Source organism: uncultured Chitinophaga sp. (assembly GCF_937898475.1).
Taxonomy (GTDB): domain Bacteria; phylum Bacteroidota; class Bacteroidia; order Chitinophagales; family Chitinophagaceae; genus Chitinophaga.
This window is the reverse complement of the sequence record NZ_CALEJS010000021.1, coordinates 102372-118478: the sequence shown is the minus strand read 5'-3', so window position 1 is coordinate 118478 and position 16107 is coordinate 102372. Positions and strand designations below refer to the sequence as shown.

The window sequence follows — 16107 nt, the reverse complement described above, 5'->3', positions numbered from 1 at the left end:
CAAAGTTAGAAGAACCACTGTACCGCTAAAAGATGTACTTCGTCGTTAGCTTACATATTAACTGCCACAAACCGCTATATAGCTAAAATGCAAAGAGGCCGCCTCTTTCTTTTGAAACGGCCTCTTTTTCTATAATGCCACTATTATCCTATCTTCTCTAACCTGGATTCAAGCTTTTTATCTTTCTTAAAGTACTCCAGGATCATTACTGAACCTGCTTTGGCTGGCAGTACGGTCATTTTGCTGGCCTTTGACTTTAAGTCAATTTTGTCCTTTGTGAATTTGGCGCCGTTATAACGAAGCGTATTAAAGGTCAAGCCTTTGTAATCAGAGCTTCTTACCCAGTCACTGTAACAAATGGTAAAGGTGGAATTGTCGGCATCACTGGTAGTAAATTCATAGTCAAAACCGCCGGTCATTTTCAGCAGGATCGCAATGGCATGCTGGCTGTTGAAATCGCTTAGCATAAGCTCGGCGGTATTATTGGTCTTATCATAAATGGTTGCGCCGGTTACTTTAAACTTGTCATTAAACTCCATAATTACCATATCTGTTGTCACAATTTTGGTAGTGCTGGTACGGCCATAAGAGCCACCTGCTGCAACGAGCATGGTTAAGGCAACACCGCCTGCACTCACCTGCCTTTTATATCCTTCGCCAACTGCAAAGATTTTCCCATTAGCTGTCCGGATCAGTTTGTGGATATAGAGGTAACCTACTTTGTCCAGTTTACCTTTGCTGCCGGTAGGCAGGTATTTGGCAAAGTCGCTGCCCCAGGAGTTATAGGTTTTGGACAATACATTTCCTTTGCCGTCTATCTCATAGATCGCCAGTCCTTTGCTTGCATCTTTCGCTACGTTGTCACCTTTGTCGAAGTAGCTTCCCATCACCAGTATCTTGCCGGTTCCTTTTAAAGGGATCACATTGGAAGGAACCAGTACGAATTCATCATTCTCACCGTCCAGGTCAAAGATCTTCTTTTTGGTGGTAATGTCGATGCCTACCATATGCGAAGTAACCTTGCCGCTGAGCGCTCTGTTTCTTTTCATTACTTCCAGTATGATAAGGCTGTCTGTAGCGCCCAGGAATTCCGCTTGGGCATAGCGTTCTTCATCATCTGTCGGAACATATTTCCAGTAGCTCTTGCTCTGTGATGAATAATAGTCCACTTCATAAGTGCGGGTTTTACCGTCTCTCAGCGGCAGCACGGAAGCATATCCCTTTTCGCCAAGGTCGAATACATTCTGATTGGTGCCTTCATCCGTATGCATAGTCTCATATCTTTTCATGAGATCTTCTGTTTTTTTAGTGTACTCGCGGCTGTACGTATACTTCAGCTTACCATCAATGCCGTAAACTTTCATATCCAGTGTTTTGTTTTCCTCATTTTTGAAAAGGAAGGACAAGCTGTTGCCATTGTAGGCAGCTTCGAGCAGGCTTATTTTTTTTGAGTCCTGGAATTTAATGTCTTTTACCTTGTTCAGGTTTTCGTCCACTATCTGCAGGGTGTACTCATTGGTGCGTTTATCTATCTTGTCGCTCTGGTAAAGGAAAAAGTACCCTTTGATCTGGTTGTTCTCCATAATAGTGCCACTGTTGCGCAGGTAGGCGGAATAAACATTCTCTATGCTTAATTTACTTTGGGCATATAATGATGATGTGAAAAGGAATAGTGCTACAGTAAGCAAATGCTTGATCATAATTTCAAAGTTTAGGGATCAGTTAATTGTTATTGTTTTATCAGTTGACTACTTGTGATATACTCTTTTTTAAAATATGCATAATAGTTAAGCTGAGAAGAATATTGATGCAGATAATGATAGCTGATGGATGCAAATTCTTCCAGGTACAGGTTTTGTATAAACTGTAACAAGAGGTTATAACCTGAGTTAAAACCCGGCGATGGCAGCTCCACCCGCTTGCCAAGTATATGGGCTTTCTGAGCGGTGTAGCAGTTATTCAGTACTTTTCCTACCTGGGTTATGAGCCAGGCATCTGCCGGGTGTTCCTGCAACATCTCTATTGTATAATATAGGCTCCTTGTATAGTTATCAGTAATATAAGCATACTCCACTATCTCGTATTGAAAGGTGGTTTTCAGTTTCTCAAATGTTCCTTTATCAACTACAAACGCAGATTTGCCGGGGGTCTTGTATTTATCCGTCAGCGGCGCCAGGAGTTGTATTCTTAACTTACAGTCCGGGTGAGTTTTCAGGGAGTCATCCAGTTTGTCATTTTCTTCCAATTGTGCGTGCCCGCCAAGAAGCCCACCCTGTTTGGCGATCCATTTCTTTTTAAAAGGGTATTCTTTGGCATTAAACAAACGTTCCAGGCATAAAGCGGTGTTCAAGGTGTCTGTATCAATACTGTCGAGCAGGTTTAATGCGGTAGGTGCGCCTGTAATGTCAAACCGGGTATTATGCAGGAGCTCAATCGCCATTGAATCGGCCTGGGCTTCATGATCCCTGCTATGCCGGCGGCTATTGAAAGTGATGCCTTTCACCAGCTTTTCTATTTGAGCACGTTTACCGTATTCGGAACCTCTTATTTTGCGCAATTCCGCCTGTACGGCTTTACTGTTGATGGTGGTTACATATTTTGAAATGCCTTTTTCACTGTGTTGCAGAAAGTAGTGTGCAATTTCGTGGCAAATGACAAACACTGCCTGGCTTTCATTCTCCAGCTTCCGGAACAGACCCATATTAAAAAGGATGATGCCTTCGCCAATATAACTGGCATTGGGAATGCCGGAACGTGAAAAATAACAATGAAAAGGATGGTCTCGTAGCAGGGGATAGGATTTCACAATCTCCTCCACCAGGGCATCGAGATATTGCTGGGCTGTGGGGTCGGTAAAGAGCTCCTTTTTATCAAATATCTCTCTTATATGGTCCCAGCGCAACCGGTAGATCTCTTCATAATCCTTTTTATTTTCAGGAGGAAGTCTGGTTAAGCCATCCCGGTAGCGCTGTTCGTATTGTGTCATAAGAGACGACAGCAACTGCTTGTTCTCAGCAGCTGGGTTAAATACTGTTGATTGGGCGGCTGTGATGTTGGCAAGTGCACATACAAATAGTGCTGTCAATACCAGTAAGCGTTTGTACTGTGACAGCTTCTGAAAACGAACGGGCATAACGAATGTGACGGTATAGGTGCTGCAAGTAAGGAAATAATCCTGTAAATAGCAAAAATTTAACTATTTTCTTTAAATATAAGTACTTAGTAATTAACTCTATTGGTGGTTTTCAAGATTGGAATGACCGGGCTCTGTTGACAAAAGTAGAAACAACGGGATATGCAGTTCCTCCTCGCTGGGGCCTTATCCTTTTCCATTCCTTTGCCGCATTCAACAAAAAATAGAAGCCGCATAAACTTAATTACGCGGCTTCCTGCCTTGTGGTATATAAAGGCCCCCCAAAACAATGCAACTGGTGATAAAAAGCTGGTGTCAAACCGCCTGTACCTTCTCCGCATCATACCATTCAACTGTCTTATAAAGGATCTCTTCAAACTTAAAAATGTCATCAACCGTTAGGATCTCTGTTTTTGTTTCCTTCTTCTGTTCGTCAAATGTTCCAATATATCTGCGCGAACCATTCAAATATAATCTGCAGATCGTTTTTCGATTGTTGTCGTCCAATAATATGGCGAAGTAGGATTGCGCATCCCGGTAAACTATCCTGCCCGCCTTCACCTTTTGACGCAAAATGGTCTTTACTATTAAATAGCCTTCCTTTTCCTCCTCTGTAGTCTCAATCATGGAGCCCCTTTCCTCTGCATTTTTTACCGGTGGTTCCTTTGCTGTAACGGATTGCTCAGCATCATTCTCCTTCTTTAAAGCAGACGTCAGCCGCTCAGTGATCAGGTCATTTATGTACTGCTGTACGGACTTCCTGGTTAGCACAGCAAGCTGCTCAACCACTTTAGCAGTCAGCACTCCCTTGTATATCTGCCGCGCAAAAAGTTTTACAAAACCTTCAGTGGGATTCTGGAATTCGGTGTTTAACAAAGACTTGAGCTCATTCATATACTTTAGCTCGCTGGCGGTAGTCTGAATGTCTTCAATGTTAAAATAGGACTTGTGAAATTTCTTCAGCTCCTCAATCTGACTGTCTTTTATATCCGTTACATTAAACTCAAAGAATGGTTTATCATCCATTTTATTCGGTTCAACAAGATCCGTATAAAACCGGTAAATGATTCCATTCGTCAATAGTCCAAACCTGGCGCTTGTAGTATGGAAGTACCGGAACAGCTGGGAATTATGCGGATCCAGGCTTTCTCCCCAATGCTTGCATTCTATCAGAATGGAGGGCTGGCCCTCTTTCAGGATCGCATAGTCCACTTTCTCACCCTTCTTGATGCCGATATCTGCAATGAATTCGGGCATTACTTCAAAGGGGTCAAATACATCATATCCCAATACCTTAATAAAGGGCATGATGAAGGCATTCTTGGTAGCTTCTTCGGTCTGGATCTGGGTCTTAAGTTTTTCAACCTTGTCGCCGAAGAGTTTGATTTGATCTTTAAAATCCATCGGTTACTTTTTTTGGTATTATAAGAACATTCACTCAAATGCTTTTCCCAGGGCGTCCAATCGCCGCATCTGTAGATTCATGTGGTGCAATACGGTTTTTTCATAGTCATTCACTCCGTCTCCCATTTTGCTGAATAATACCAGCATTTCAATAAAAAGGAAAAACAAGATCCACAGTAACCAGAAACACAGTGCAACATATGATGCCGAAAGCATTCGCGCCATGATTGTTAACTCATCCAGGAATCCGGTATTCGCTTTCATTTCCTTTTCAAGCGCAGGTTTCATATGCAGCAGGTCGTTTTCCTTCTGAACCCTTTGCTGACGCAGCTGACTTATAGAAGAATCCAGGGAGGATATCAATGCGATCTTAGGATTGGGTACAAGGGTCGTCCCAACTATATGCTCACTGGTCGCCTTCCAGATAATCGTATCCTTTCCGGATGAAGTAGTTGTATGTTCGGGTACGCGCTTTGTTGCTGTTTGCGTAGTAGTCGCCGTTATAGTGGGCCTTTTGCTGATGTCATCCACATAAGCTTCTTTTTCTACCTCTTTCCGTGCGATTGCCGTATCCAATGCAGCAATCTGTTTTCTCAACTCTTCCGTTTTTGAGGGCAATATCTTATCAACTTTTTGCGATATGTAGGACATCTTTTCGATTTCGATGTCCTTTTCAAACAATATCTGATCGATGATCACTGCACCTAGTATAGACATCATGAATGCAAGACATCCCCTGAATATTAACAGCAAACGTCCCGGATGAAGGGATAAGACAATCTGCTTCTCTACCTGGACAATGACAATGGTTGATAAAAGTCCGGCGATGAAACAACCCGGCAAACCAAGCGACAAATACCGATGCGCAAAAGTAAAACCGATAAAAAACCATAGGATACAAACAATCAGCATGGCTGCTGTATATTTCTTCACTGATTTAAAGGCTGCCTCACTGCATTTCCGCAGGATATTATAGTTGTAACCGGTCATGAAGCAACCAAAACGGACCCATATATGTTTCATAAGGTAAGGTTTAGAAGTTTCTGTTCAGGATGATATGACTGGAAATAGCTGCAAGCCCATTTCTGAAACCACGGGTATAGCTGATTATGATGCCATGCCCAACACCTTCGTTAAGCTTTGCCTGCTCTTCAATATCCTTTACCTGCTGTATATGGCTCTCGGCTATTTCTTTTTTAACAGTCAGCTCTTCCACCGTATCTATCATCCCGCTTCTGCTTCTGCTGGCTATATGAAAATTGATTTGCCGGATGAAATCTTCGTAGAAGGTTTTTACTTTCCGGATAGATCTTTCCAGGTCATTCTTCAATGCAATTACATTCTGCTCCAGGTGGGTAATGTCTGGGTTTATCAACGCATCATTGTACCCTTTAGACTCAAAATTCCTGTCCAGGAATTCATATAAAAGCTGTATTCCACCGTTGATTGGAACAATCGCTTTTTCTTCAGAGTGTTCCATTTCAGGCGCTTCTTTTTCAATAAAAGTAGTTTCAGGGATATCAGGTACAGCGTCCTCGATTTCCATCGTGTCGCTATGCCCATTCTGGCGATTTCGGTTGAAAATATTGAATAAGCCCATACAAAATTTATTAGAGGGTGATTGTTGGTACTTTAAATTTTCTATGTCCTTTGTTGTGACAGGATTCACAAAGTGTAATGAGTAAACGGTCAGGATATTCCCAGGGAAGACGGAATTTCTGTTCGCTTGCCAGGAAGTGATATTGCCGGTGATGTACCTGGAGCGCTTCACTACTGTAGCAATGCACACAGCGATGCTTATCCCGCTCAAGTATTTCCCGGCGTTTTGCTTTCCAGTTAGGGTGAAACAATAGTGCACCGTAGCTGCCATGGGATGCAAGATCCGGGCGGTCCTTTCCTTTATCCGTTGTGGAAGGAGCATCTTTGGAAATATCCTGCTGTATATACCTGCGATAAGATTGTCCTCCCTTAAACTGCAGGTATTTATACGGTACGTGGTTGGATGTTGTCATAATAACAGGGATATTAGGTTACTGAATGTAGTCGGGATATCGTCAGTTTACCGTTCCCACATACAAAGCGTTCTGGTAGCTGTAGCTTTGTCTAGCGGTATGCTGATGATCCGGTGTTTGCAATTACTTAATCCACGGCAATCCGATTTGTAGTGATACCTTGTGGCATACTTACTGTCGCATACATACACCGTTATCTGGTTACAGTTGATATAGCTGGTAAGCAGCCAGGCATAAAGCAGTTTCATGAAGTCATCATTCAAGGGTGCTATAACAAACAAAAAGATCGCTTACGTGGTATGACAGGGTCTGGAACAATCAAAACAACCATTTGCCTTTCGATATCGCTTTTTTGCTTCGTTAATGGCTTCCTGGCAGTTTTCAAATTCTCCCAGGTAAGTACACTTATATATCACAGGAAGGTATTCACAGGTGGCAGCGTGCACTTCATGATCGCCATTAAACTGGGGGTTATCGTTTACATAATACTTCTGTTTCATAGTGCTGTTTAAAATTTACTGAAACAAAAGTATACTTCATTAATGTCCTTTTCTTATGGGAAACCGTAATTCACTTTTTCCTTCTGAATTCTCTGAATGACTAAATAGCACCTAACTCTTTGCAGTAAAGCACCAATTGTTCATTCTTTGTAAAGCCCAGCGCATCCTTCATCTGGCTGAGCCGCTTTTCTATGCTACTTAAGCCGGAGGGTTTTATTCCATTACGCTGAAGATGTGCGGGTATGTCTTTTTGTAACACTCCCTGCGCAAGCAGTGTTATAATCCGGATATCAAAATCTGAAAATGAGTAAGCATTTTTTTTGTCGGTATGTTGCCTGGTGTCACGTGGAAAGTAACGCCGGTGTTGTGCTATTTCGCCTATGGCCTCTTTAAGTTGCCGGGCGTCATTCCTTGCTTTGCGCACATATCCATCGGCGTCATACTGGTTGCGAAGCTGTTCAATGATAGCGGGCCTGCTTTCTGCCGTGAAGACCAGTACTTTCAGTTCTGGCTGCACCTTCCTGACAGCGACTATCAGATCCATCCCGCCAGATAGTATCTGCTTATTACCATCAGGCTCGAAATACAGATCTGTAATCAGGAGATCGAAGGTGTCTCCGGTTTTCAGCGCCTGGCTTATCTTGTTCAAAGCATCATCGCAATAATACGCATATGCAATATCATCTATAACAAGTTCTTCCAGTGTTTTCTGCACAGAAATATTGGCGCTTTCGTGATCTTCTGCAATAAGTACCTTTCTGATCATGACGTTTGACTTGTTGGGAAAGAAATATGAATTTTCAATCCTTTCCCCGGATGGGCAAATGTATGCTGCCCCCCTATTTTCTTAATACGGTTTTCCGTATTAAGCAATCCGTTCCCATATTTAAATTGCGAAGGAATACCAATGCCATCGTCTGTATAGTGAATCTGGACATGGCCGTTTTGACGTTCAAACTTCAAAAGAACGGAATGAGCCTGGCTGTGCTTTTGCATGTTGACCAGCAATTCCTGCAGGATGTGTTCAACTTCCTGCTGCACCACTTTGTCAGTATCCTCCCAAAGCGTGACATCATTTCCCACGATGAGGATCCTGGTACGGTCAGATGCAAAAGAAGTGAGCAGCTCCGCCAGCTTTTCATGAAAGGGAAGTATGGATGTCATCGTTTGTTCATAGGAGATATCGCGGGATTGCTCGTACAGCGAATCAATCCTGTCAACCAGCTGGTCTTTGTCAATGGATGGTTTATACTGGATATCCATCATCAGCCGATACAGCCCGTTGGCTACCACATCGTGCACTTTCTGGGATGTCTTCAGTTTATGCTGCTGAATGGTCTGCTGGGATGCGGCTTCCAGCTGTTGCTGACGCTTGCGGTACCAGAGGGATATCATAATGGCGGCAGATCCGAACAGCAGGATGGCCAGTATTAATATAAACTGTTGCCTGACCAGCTGGATTTCCTTTTGTGCGTTGTCCTGTTGCAGCTGCAGTTTATCCGCCTTGTTCTTTTCGGCCTCATACCGGATTAGTGCAAACTGGTTCTTTGCCGCGTTCCTTGCCGTTTGAATGCTGTCTCTGAGGTATTGGTAGCGGACAAAATAGGATTTAAGCAATCCAGGAGGACTGAGCGTAATAAGTTTTGCGAGCGTTTCTACCTCCTCCTCCGGATTATTTATTATCCGGACGATCTCATACCTTTTCTGGGCATAGTAAAGAGCAGAATCGGGCATAGAGGTGGAATAGTAGTCTGCAAGATGGGCATAACTGGCATTCAGTCCCCGGTTGTCATTAGAATCCTTCCGGATCTTCAGGGCGTATTGCAGCTCAGGCCCGGCGCGGTAACTGGAATCCTTCAGCCATTTTGTTCTGGCATAATTGGAAAGCAGCCGGGCGTACTCTTTCCTGTTTTCCGTACTTTTGGCCAACAGGGACTTATATAGCGCAATAGCCTGGTCAAAGTCGCCCTTCTTCTGGTAAGTAAGGGCTATCCCATTCAGAACAATAGTACGGTTGTCAGGATCTTTGATATCATCCAGGGCTTTATGGAAGTAGTCGATAGCAGCGTCATAGTTTTTTAACTTCAGGCAGATATTGCCCAGCTCATGATAGTCTGCTAGCAGGCATTGATGATGGCTTTGCCTGTTTTCGTCAAGATAGGTAAGGGATGCCAGCAGACTTTCCTGGCCGCCATAGTAGTCTCCTTCTATGGATTGAATAATACCCATATAGGTATAAGCCATGGCGATCACCAGGCTGTCGGTAGTGCTGCCGGCAACGAGATTGAAGTAATAAAAAGCGGAATCGTTGTTGGATTTAAAGAAGGACTCCCCTTTTTCCAGTGTTGGCGCCGAGATGCGGGGCAGCGGATCCTGCTTCGGCTGGCAGGCAAAAAAACCGGCAAATAGAATAGGCAGGATAATGTTAAGGGTTCGCACTGGGGGGTATTTACCTTAAAATTATAGAATTCCTGAAATTTGATAAATTATTATTGACCGGTATTAAAAAAGTGAGGCAAGCGCCTGCTTGCCTCACTGGATCCTATACTATGGTTTCCTGGGAGGAATTATCCCGGTTTCACCTTCGGTGTCGTCGTCCAGGGTAGTGACCTGGGCGCCGTTATTATGATTAGCGTTATTGGAATGGTTGGGGCATGCGAATGCCATGAAGAAACTAAATATTAAGTAAAACATTGGTTTAGCTTTAATTGTGAGTAATAAGCCGCCGGATGCCGGGCATCCGGCAGCGGTGTCTGAATGAGCGAGAAGCGCCTCTTGCTTGTGTTTTGGGAAGTGTGGACTCAGATCGCGGAAGCTTTTAATCGCTTCCCAAGCCGGTTATCGGCTTCCGCTTTCCTTGTCGGGGAGCATCAGATCTGTACAGAAAGCCCCTTAGCTACGGAGGCATTACCTGATTGCGTAACGAAGATAGAGTGAGATAAAAGGCTGGTTTACAAACAATTCCAATAATTCCGGGAATTCCTGGTATTCCAGGCATAATTCCGGGAATGCGGCTTTAATTCCGATTTTTCAGTTCTATAATTCCATCTATGGCGACACTTTTTATTGAATACGGGCACCTGGTCAGGGAGGCGTACAAACAAAAAAAGACAGCCAGTACGCTGCCGCACGGCTTACTGCACCTCACCTCTGCAAAACTTAAAGCTGAATGCCTGAAAAAATGTACAAACGCGGTAAGTAAACGGGATGAGAAAGTGATCAGGGACTTTTGCGAAGATTTGAATGAATCGAAAACCTGTCATATGCTGCTTCAGCGATGCGACACGGATAAATTCAAACCACTGGTGTATTATCTGAAAGAGAAATCCGGAAGTACTGACCAAAAGAATATTGAGCTCCTGGCCTGGTTGCTTGATTTTCCGGGCAGGCCCTGGGAATTGGGGAAGGTGTATCCGGTTACTGAGGATACAATAGAAAAGGAGGAAATGGAGGAAAAACCGGAAAAAGGAACAGGATCGACAGCAAAGGAGGCAAAACCCACCGGAGTTAAACCAGTGACAATCAATATAACAGATAAATTAAAGGGAAAATCCACAAAAACAATGGCCGCCGCCGTGATGTTATCCCTGGCACTGGGAACAGGCAGCATGTGGTGGCTGAAGGGAAGCCAGTCGCCGGGGTCAAACGGCTGCATGTATTGGAAGGAAGATCACTACGAACGCATCGCCTGTGACCAGAAAGTTTCTGATGCGATGGTCATTGCACTGGATGAAATGAAGCTGAAGCATTTCAGGAAGATCAGCAGACCAGACACCATCACCTACAACGCCATAGGCCGAATCTGGTATTCTAAAATTGACGGAAAAATTGAGTACTATACAGCCGGCGGCGAGCACCCGGTAGCTTTTGACCACCGGCTGAAGCCGATCAGTAAATATATTATTGATAAATACATCGCTACAGGAACGATCACACGAGAGTAAGTTTCCTTACACCCCGCAAAACTATCCCTTGCTCCCCTACATATTCTAGTATATCACCGGGCTGACAATCCAGCGCCCTGCATATTGCCTCCAGGGTACTGAAACGAACGGCCTTTGCTTTTCCCGTCTTTAAGATGGACAGATTAGAAAGGGTCAGATCCACTTTCTCCGAAAGTTCATTTAACGACATTTTTCGCTTTGCCATCATCACATCTAAGTTTACTACTATCGGCATACACTATATGGTTAATTCGTTCTCGCTTTGAATTTCTATACCCTTTTTCACCACCTGGGCAATAACGAAAAATATAATAGCCATAAAAAACCATACATCCGCCCCGCCTATATGTAAGGCCTGCTACCGGGGGCACGGCAACGCCCTGTGTGCTTAGCCAGGATGAATACTTAAACCCAAAATGAGAAAATAGGCCAATACCCAAAGCCAGACAGCCCAGCAAATATTTATTGTTTAACAATAAATTTATTCTGATAAAGGGAAAATATATGCTAATATATTCAAGACCAGCAAAATAAAAACAGCTTAGGTTGGGAATATTGTAAGTTTGCTATTATCTTAGCAACTAAGATATTTACTTAATAAGATATGTTATGGATATTGATCTGTTAACGCGGGTAAGGAAACTGAGCCAGGCTTATGCATATACCTCTATCCAGATGCATGAGACTATTGCTCAAACGGCAGGCGTATCAGGAACTGACCACAAATACCTGGGGTTCCTTTTACAAAAGGGACAAATGACTGCAGGTGAGCTTTCCAGTTTAACCGGCCTTACAACGGGCGCCGTTACGGGTTTAATTGACCGCTTTGAAAAAAAGAACCTGGTGAAAAGACGCTTCGCTGAAGACGACCGGCGTAAAGTGCTCATCGAACCTAACACCAAAAAAATAATGGCACTCTTTGAACCACTCTATAAAGACTTCCGAAGCAGGTCAGAAAAACTGCTGGCTTCTTTCTCAGAAGAAGAAATAAAGGTCATTGAAACCTATTTCTCAAACGCCATTGAAATAATGAATGACACCACGAATAAACTCAGGAATAAATAATGTCAACAAACGTGACAACTATGAGTAATCTTTCATTTGTTCTTAGCTTCCGGGATATCGACAAAACAAAAGTTGAAGTGGTTGGCGGTAAAGGTGCCAACCTGGGAGAACTTTCCAGGATACAGGGGATTTCAGTACCGGATGGCTATTGTATCACCACAGCGGCCTTCAAAAAGATCATCGCATCATCTTCGCAGGTGAACGACCTGCTGGATCAGTTAACCCTGCTGCAACCGGAAGACCATCATAAGGTTCGTGAGCTAAGCGGCAGGATCCGTCACGCTATTGAGGAAATAACCATCCCCGAAGATATTACGGAAGATATCACCCAAATGCATTCCTGGCTTGGAAACACCAGCGCCTTTGCAATACGTTCCAGCGCAACCGCGGAGGATCTGCCAACTGCATCCTTTGCTGGTCAGCAGGATACTTACCTGAACATAAGCGGAAAAACAACCATTCTTCGGTACATCAGTAAATGCTGGGCATCGCTGTTTACCGAACGAGCCATCTCCTACCGCCATCAAAACCGCTTTGATCACCGTAAAGTATTCCTGTCTGTTGTAGTTCAGCAAATGATCTTTCCGCAGGCCGCAGGAATTATGTTTACAGCAGATCCTGTCACTGGTAACAGGAAGATAGTATCCATTGAGGCCAGCTTCGGTCTCGGTGAGGCGCTGGTTTCCGGCCTGGTAAATGCAGATACCTATAAAGTGCGTAACGGCCAACTGACCGAAAAGAAGATATCGGCCAAGCAACTGGCCATTTATGCATCGGAAGATGGCGGAACAAAAGAACAGGCGATTGCTCCCGGGCTGCAGCACCTGCAAACGCTTACAGATGAACAGATCCTCCAGCTTGAGCAGATTGGCAGAAAGATCGAAGCGCATTTCGGCAGTCCGCAGGATATTGAATGGTGCCTGGCAGAAGATGCTTTTTATATTGTACAGAGCCGCCCCATCACCACCTTATTCCCCGTTCCTGAAGCCAAAGACGAGGGAAACCGTGTATACATCTCTGTTGGTCATCAACAGATGATGACAGACGCCATGAAACCACTGGGGCTGTCCCTTTTCGAGTTATCTGCACGCCACATGCAAACGGCTGGCGGTAGACTATTTGTGGATATCACCGATGACCTGGCCTCTCCAGCCAGAAGACAGGTCATGATAAACGTGTTAGCTAAATCAGATCTTCTTTTTAAAGATGCACTTACCACCATCATAGAACGGGACTTTATAAAATTATTACCTGCTGATGAAAAAGATCAGCAGCCCGGTAATGGCGCCCCAGTCCGTGATTTCCAGACACTGGCTGATTACGATCCAACAATTGTAGATGAACTGATCCGGCGTAATGAAGCTTCTGTAGCAGCTTTAAAACAGAACATCCGGGAGAAAACAGGCGTGGAACTGGTTGATTTCATCCTGGAAGACATCAAGGTATCCAAGAAGGAATTATTTGATCCGCAAACTTTCGGTGTAATAATGACCGGTATGAATGCCGCTTCCTGGATCAATGAAAAAATGGAAGAGTGGTTGGGTGAAAAAGGGGCAGCAGATACACTCTCCCAATCTGTCTCCAATAATATTACCTCGGCTATGGGACTGGCATTGCTGGATGTGGCAGATGTTATCCGCCCCTACCCGGCAGTAATTAACTATCTGCAGGATGCAAAACACGACAGCTTCCTGGACAAACTTCCTCAGCTAACCGGCGGACAAGCAAGCAAAGATGCTATTCTTGCGTTCCTCAATAAATATGGAATGCGATGTGCAGGTGAGATCGACATAACACGGCCACGCTGGATTGAAAAACCTGCTACACTGATCCCCATGATCCTCAGCAACATCAGCAACCACAAGCCAGGCGCCAGTAAACGGAAGTTTGAACAGGGGCTCCGGGAAGCTTTGAAAAAGGAAGAAGAGCTGTTAACCCGGCTGAAACAATTGCCGGATGGTGAAGAAAAAGCCAGGGAAACAAAAAGAATGATCGACCTGGTGAGGAATCTCTGCGGTTATCGCGAATATCCAAAATATGGCATCGTGAGCCGCTACCTGGTATATAAGCAGGCTTTACTGCAGGAAGCAGAACAACTCGTAAAAGTGGGAATCATCCGTGAAAAGGAAGACATATATTTTCTTTCTTTTGATGAATTACGCGCGGTCATTCAAAACCATCAACTGGATTACCAGCTCATCAGCAAAAGGAAAAACGATTCTCAACTATTTGAAAAATTAACGCCCCCGCGTGTAATTACATCTGAAGGAGAGATCATCCGTGGAAATTACCAAAAGGATCATCTCCCGGATGGTGCTATTATGGGTGTACCTGTTTCATCCGGAGTAGCAGAAGGCAGGGCCCGCGTAATACTCAACATGGAAGCAGCTGCACTCGAAGAGGGCGATATACTGGTTACAACTTTCACTGACCCCAGCTGGACAACTTTGTTTGTGTCCATAAAAGGCCTGGTGACAGAAGTGGGCGGACCTATGACCCATGGCGCTGTCATTGCCCGCGAATATGGCTTACCGGCGGTTGTAGGAATGGAGCATGCTACCAGGCTGATAAAAGATGGACAACGTATCCGTGTGAATGGCACAGATGGATATGTAGAGATACTATCCTAAGAACGTCTCGATCAGTTGTAGCACCTCGTCAAAATTTGTTTCCAGCAGCTTATGTCCGCCATCAATGATATGCACCTGTGCGGCAGGCAGATCGCGCTTGTAGCAAGGCGCCTCATTTACACTAAAGAATGCATCATACCTGCCCCAGATCACCAGGGCCGGGGGCTGATGTATGCGAAAATATTCCTGGAAGACCGGGAACATACGGATGTTATGCCGGAAATCGCAATTCAGCTCAAACTGCATGTCAATGTTACCCGGTCTTTTCATCAGCTCCCAGTCAAGTAACCATAGCTCAGGACTGATCCTGGGCAGCAGTGCTTCGGGTAAGCCCGCTGTATACTGCATCTTTATTCCTTCCTCACTTAAGAATGCGGCCACTTTCGCTTTTTTTTCCGGGGTGGGATGTTGCCAATAGTCTTTTGTTTCATCCCATTCAGGACCCATGCCCTCATCATAGGCATTGCCATCCTGGACAATGATCCGTTCTATCTTTCCGGGATGATTTACACATAACCGCAGTCCGATGGGGCAGCCATAGTCGTGCAGATAAATAGTGAACGATTGAAGACCTATCTCAACCGTAAACTGATGGATGTATGCCGATATGTTACTGAAAGAATATTCAAACAGGCGCCTGTCCGGGAATGCGCTGAACCCAAATCCCGGATAGTCAGGCGCTACCAGGTGATACCGGTCTGATAAGGCTGTCATCAGGTTTTTAAACATCACTGATGAACCGGGAAATCCGTGCATTAGTAATATGGACGGATTCCGCTTATCTCCGGCTTCGCGGTAGAAAATATCAATACCGTTCACTTTTACTGACCTGTTAGAGATTTGCCTGCTCATAGATTGGAAAGCATCAAAGATCGGGCAAAAGTTTCTCTGTTATGCTGACCGGGCCTCGTCAATTGGTGTTTATATCTCTTTAATAGCGTATTTATACGAAGACATTTCCATGAATTATCTTCTACTTTGCTCAATAAACGTTCGTTTAAAAAGTTACATGCAAAGGTCAGTGAGGAAAGGTGGCCCTTGGATGATGTGGGTAATTCGCGCTTTGCAGCCGGAAAGTCCGGTGTTTGCCCTCTCAACCAGGCCATAACCGCATCCTGGCAACAAGATTAAGCCTCCGTTTACATTTCATTAACATTTCAATAAAATAAGGAACCCTATATTTGATATACAATATTTTTACCAAACTATCGTCGATTCATAATTCATTGATACTGATAAACATATGAGATAAAATGGAGAATTGGATAAGACAAGTGCAAAAAAAGACTGGAAATACAACTAATCCCAAAGGCTGATACTACATTATCCGACAACTTATTCAAACTCCAAAGATTGTCTATCACACCGCCAGATGTGGTAGCCAGTGTTATTTATTTTAGCTCCCTTACCTAAGGCCTG

The 16107-nt window shown here is 44.2% G+C and carries 16 protein-coding genes; 3 read left to right on the top strand and 13 right to left on the bottom strand.

Annotated elements, in window-relative coordinates:
* Positions 1–143 precede the first annotated feature (143 nt).
* From Q0577_RS15700 to Q0577_RS15655, 10 genes are all read right to left on the bottom strand, one after another.
* On the bottom strand, positions 144–1700 hold the full coding sequence (locus tag Q0577_RS15700) for a DUF6770 family protein (RefSeq protein ID WP_298737828.1): 1557 nt from the start codon (positions 1698–1700) through the stop codon (positions 144–146).
* A 29-nt stretch (positions 1701–1729) separates the two neighbouring features.
* Positions 1730–3133, bottom strand: coding sequence for a M48 family metallopeptidase (locus tag Q0577_RS15695; RefSeq protein WP_298737825.1), 1404 nt, complete (start codon positions 3131–3133; stop codon positions 1730–1732).
* A 315-nt stretch (positions 3134–3448) separates the two neighbouring features.
* Positions 3449–4537: a type I restriction endonuclease gene (locus tag Q0577_RS15690; protein WP_298737824.1), complete on the bottom strand. Its 1089-nt coding sequence runs from the start codon at positions 4535–4537 to the stop codon at positions 3449–3451.
* Between the two features lie 30 nt (positions 4538–4567).
* Positions 4568–5560, bottom strand: coding sequence for a DUF4407 domain-containing protein (locus Q0577_RS15685; protein WP_298737822.1), 993 nt, complete (start codon positions 5558–5560; stop codon positions 4568–4570).
* Positions 5561–5570: 10 nt separating this feature from the next.
* The gene (locus Q0577_RS15680; protein WP_298737821.1) at positions 5571–6083 is read right to left on the bottom strand and encodes a hypothetical protein; all 513 of its coding nucleotides are present in this window, start codon (positions 6081–6083) and stop codon (positions 5571–5573) included.
* 64 nt (positions 6084–6147) lie between these two features.
* Positions 6148–6549: a hypothetical protein gene (locus Q0577_RS15675; protein WP_298737819.1), complete on the bottom strand. Its 402-nt coding sequence runs from the start codon at positions 6547–6549 to the stop codon at positions 6148–6150.
* Positions 6550–6596: 47 nt separating this feature from the next.
* Complete coding sequence (locus Q0577_RS15670; protein ID WP_298737817.1) at positions 6597–6797, bottom strand: hypothetical protein; 201 nt, start codon at positions 6795–6797, stop codon at positions 6597–6599.
* Between the two features lie 42 nt (positions 6798–6839).
* The gene (locus Q0577_RS15665; protein ID WP_298737815.1) at positions 6840–7049 is read right to left on the bottom strand and encodes a hypothetical protein; all 210 of its coding nucleotides are present in this window, start codon (positions 7047–7049) and stop codon (positions 6840–6842) included.
* Between the two features lie 100 nt (positions 7050–7149).
* Positions 7150–7815: a response regulator gene (locus Q0577_RS15660; RefSeq protein ID WP_298737813.1), complete on the bottom strand. Its 666-nt coding sequence runs from the start codon at positions 7813–7815 to the stop codon at positions 7150–7152.
* Entirely contained in the window at positions 7812–9488 is a 1677-nt protein-coding gene (locus Q0577_RS15655; protein ID WP_298737812.1) for a tetratricopeptide repeat protein, read from the bottom strand. Before Q0577_RS15655 ends, Q0577_RS15660 begins: the two co-directional genes overlap by 4 nt.
* Positions 9489–10099: 611 nt before the next feature.
* Between Q0577_RS15655 and Q0577_RS15650 the strand changes: the two genes are divergently transcribed.
* Positions 10100–10993: a hypothetical protein gene (locus Q0577_RS15650; protein WP_298737811.1), complete on the top strand. Its 894-nt coding sequence runs from the start codon at positions 10100–10102 to the stop codon at positions 10991–10993.
* Here Q0577_RS15650 and Q0577_RS15645 read toward each other — a convergent pair.
* Both Q0577_RS15645 and Q0577_RS27235 read right to left on the bottom strand, forming a co-directional pair.
* Entirely contained in the window at positions 10980–11228 is a 249-nt protein-coding gene (locus Q0577_RS15645) for a helix-turn-helix transcriptional regulator (RefSeq protein WP_366884505.1), read from the bottom strand. The genes Q0577_RS15650 and Q0577_RS15645 overlap by 14 nt on opposite strands.
* 3 nt (positions 11229–11231) lie before the next feature.
* Positions 11232–11312 carry a hypothetical protein gene (locus tag Q0577_RS27235; RefSeq protein ID WP_366884510.1) on the bottom strand — a complete coding sequence of 27 codons (81 nt, stop codon included), beginning with the start codon at positions 11310–11312 and terminating at the stop codon, positions 11232–11234.
* 290 nt (positions 11313–11602) lie between these two features.
* Here Q0577_RS27235 and Q0577_RS15640 point away from each other — a divergent pair, with 290 nt between their 5' ends.
* A complete protein-coding gene (locus Q0577_RS15640) occupies positions 11603–12058 on the top strand; it encodes a MarR family transcriptional regulator (RefSeq protein ID WP_298737810.1) in 456 nt (151 codons plus the stop codon).
* A gap of 20 nt (positions 12059–12078) precedes the next feature.
* The gene (ppsA, locus tag Q0577_RS15635; protein WP_298737809.1) at positions 12079–14688 is read left to right on the top strand and encodes a phosphoenolpyruvate synthase; all 2610 of its coding nucleotides are present in this window, start codon (positions 12079–12081) and stop codon (positions 14686–14688) included.
* Here the strand turns inward: ppsA and Q0577_RS15630 are convergent.
* Positions 14680–15540, bottom strand: coding sequence for an alpha/beta hydrolase (locus tag Q0577_RS15630; protein ID WP_298737808.1), 861 nt, complete (start codon positions 15538–15540; stop codon positions 14680–14682). The two genes, ppsA and Q0577_RS15630, sit on opposite strands and share 9 nt — an antisense overlap.
* Between the last annotated feature and the right edge of the window lie 567 nt (positions 15541–16107).

Excerpts from the sequence above, each read along its gene's own strand:
- Q0577_RS15630 (WP_298737808.1), bottom strand. The coding sequence starts at position 15,540 with ATGAGCAGGCAAATCTCTAACAGGTCAGTAAAAGTGAACGGTATTGAT.
- ppsA (WP_298737809.1), top strand. The coding sequence starts at position 12,079 with ATGAGTAATCTTTCATTTGTTCTTAGCTTCCGGGATATCGACAAAACA.
- Q0577_RS15670 (WP_298737817.1), bottom strand. The coding sequence starts at position 6,797 with ATGAAACTGCTTTATGCCTGGCTGCTTACCAGCTATATCAACTGTAAC.
- Q0577_RS15680 (WP_298737821.1), bottom strand. The coding sequence starts at position 6,083 with ATGGAAATCGAGGACGCTGTACCTGATATCCCTGAAACTACTTTTATT.
- Q0577_RS15695 (WP_298737825.1), bottom strand. The coding sequence starts at position 3,133 with ATGCCCGTTCGTTTTCAGAAGCTGTCACAGTACAAACGCTTACTGGTA.
- Q0577_RS15690 (WP_298737824.1), bottom strand. The coding sequence starts at position 4,537 with ATGGATTTTAAAGATCAAATCAAACTCTTCGGCGACAAGGTTGAAAAA.
- Q0577_RS15675 (WP_298737819.1), bottom strand. The coding sequence starts at position 6,549 with ATGACAACATCCAACCACGTACCGTATAAATACCTGCAGTTTAAGGGA.
- Q0577_RS27235 (WP_366884510.1), bottom strand. The coding sequence starts at position 11,312 with ATGGCTATTATATTTTTCGTTATTGCCCAGGTGGTGAAAAAGGGTATA.
- Q0577_RS15645 (WP_366884505.1), bottom strand. The coding sequence starts at position 11,228 with ATGCCGATAGTAGTAAACTTAGATGTGATGATGGCAAAGCGAAAAATG.
- Q0577_RS15700 (WP_298737828.1), bottom strand. The coding sequence starts at position 1,700 with ATGATCAAGCATTTGCTTACTGTAGCACTATTCCTTTTCACATCATCA.
- Q0577_RS15685 (WP_298737822.1), bottom strand. The coding sequence starts at position 5,560 with ATGAAACATATATGGGTCCGTTTTGGTTGCTTCATGACCGGTTACAAC.
- Q0577_RS15660 (WP_298737813.1), bottom strand. The coding sequence starts at position 7,815 with ATGATCAGAAAGGTACTTATTGCAGAAGATCACGAAAGCGCCAATATT.
- Q0577_RS15665 (WP_298737815.1), bottom strand. The coding sequence starts at position 7,049 with ATGAAACAGAAGTATTATGTAAACGATAACCCCCAGTTTAATGGCGAT.
- Q0577_RS15650 (WP_298737811.1), top strand. The coding sequence starts at position 10,100 with ATGGCGACACTTTTTATTGAATACGGGCACCTGGTCAGGGAGGCGTAC.
- Q0577_RS15640 (WP_298737810.1), top strand. The coding sequence starts at position 11,603 with ATGGATATTGATCTGTTAACGCGGGTAAGGAAACTGAGCCAGGCTTAT.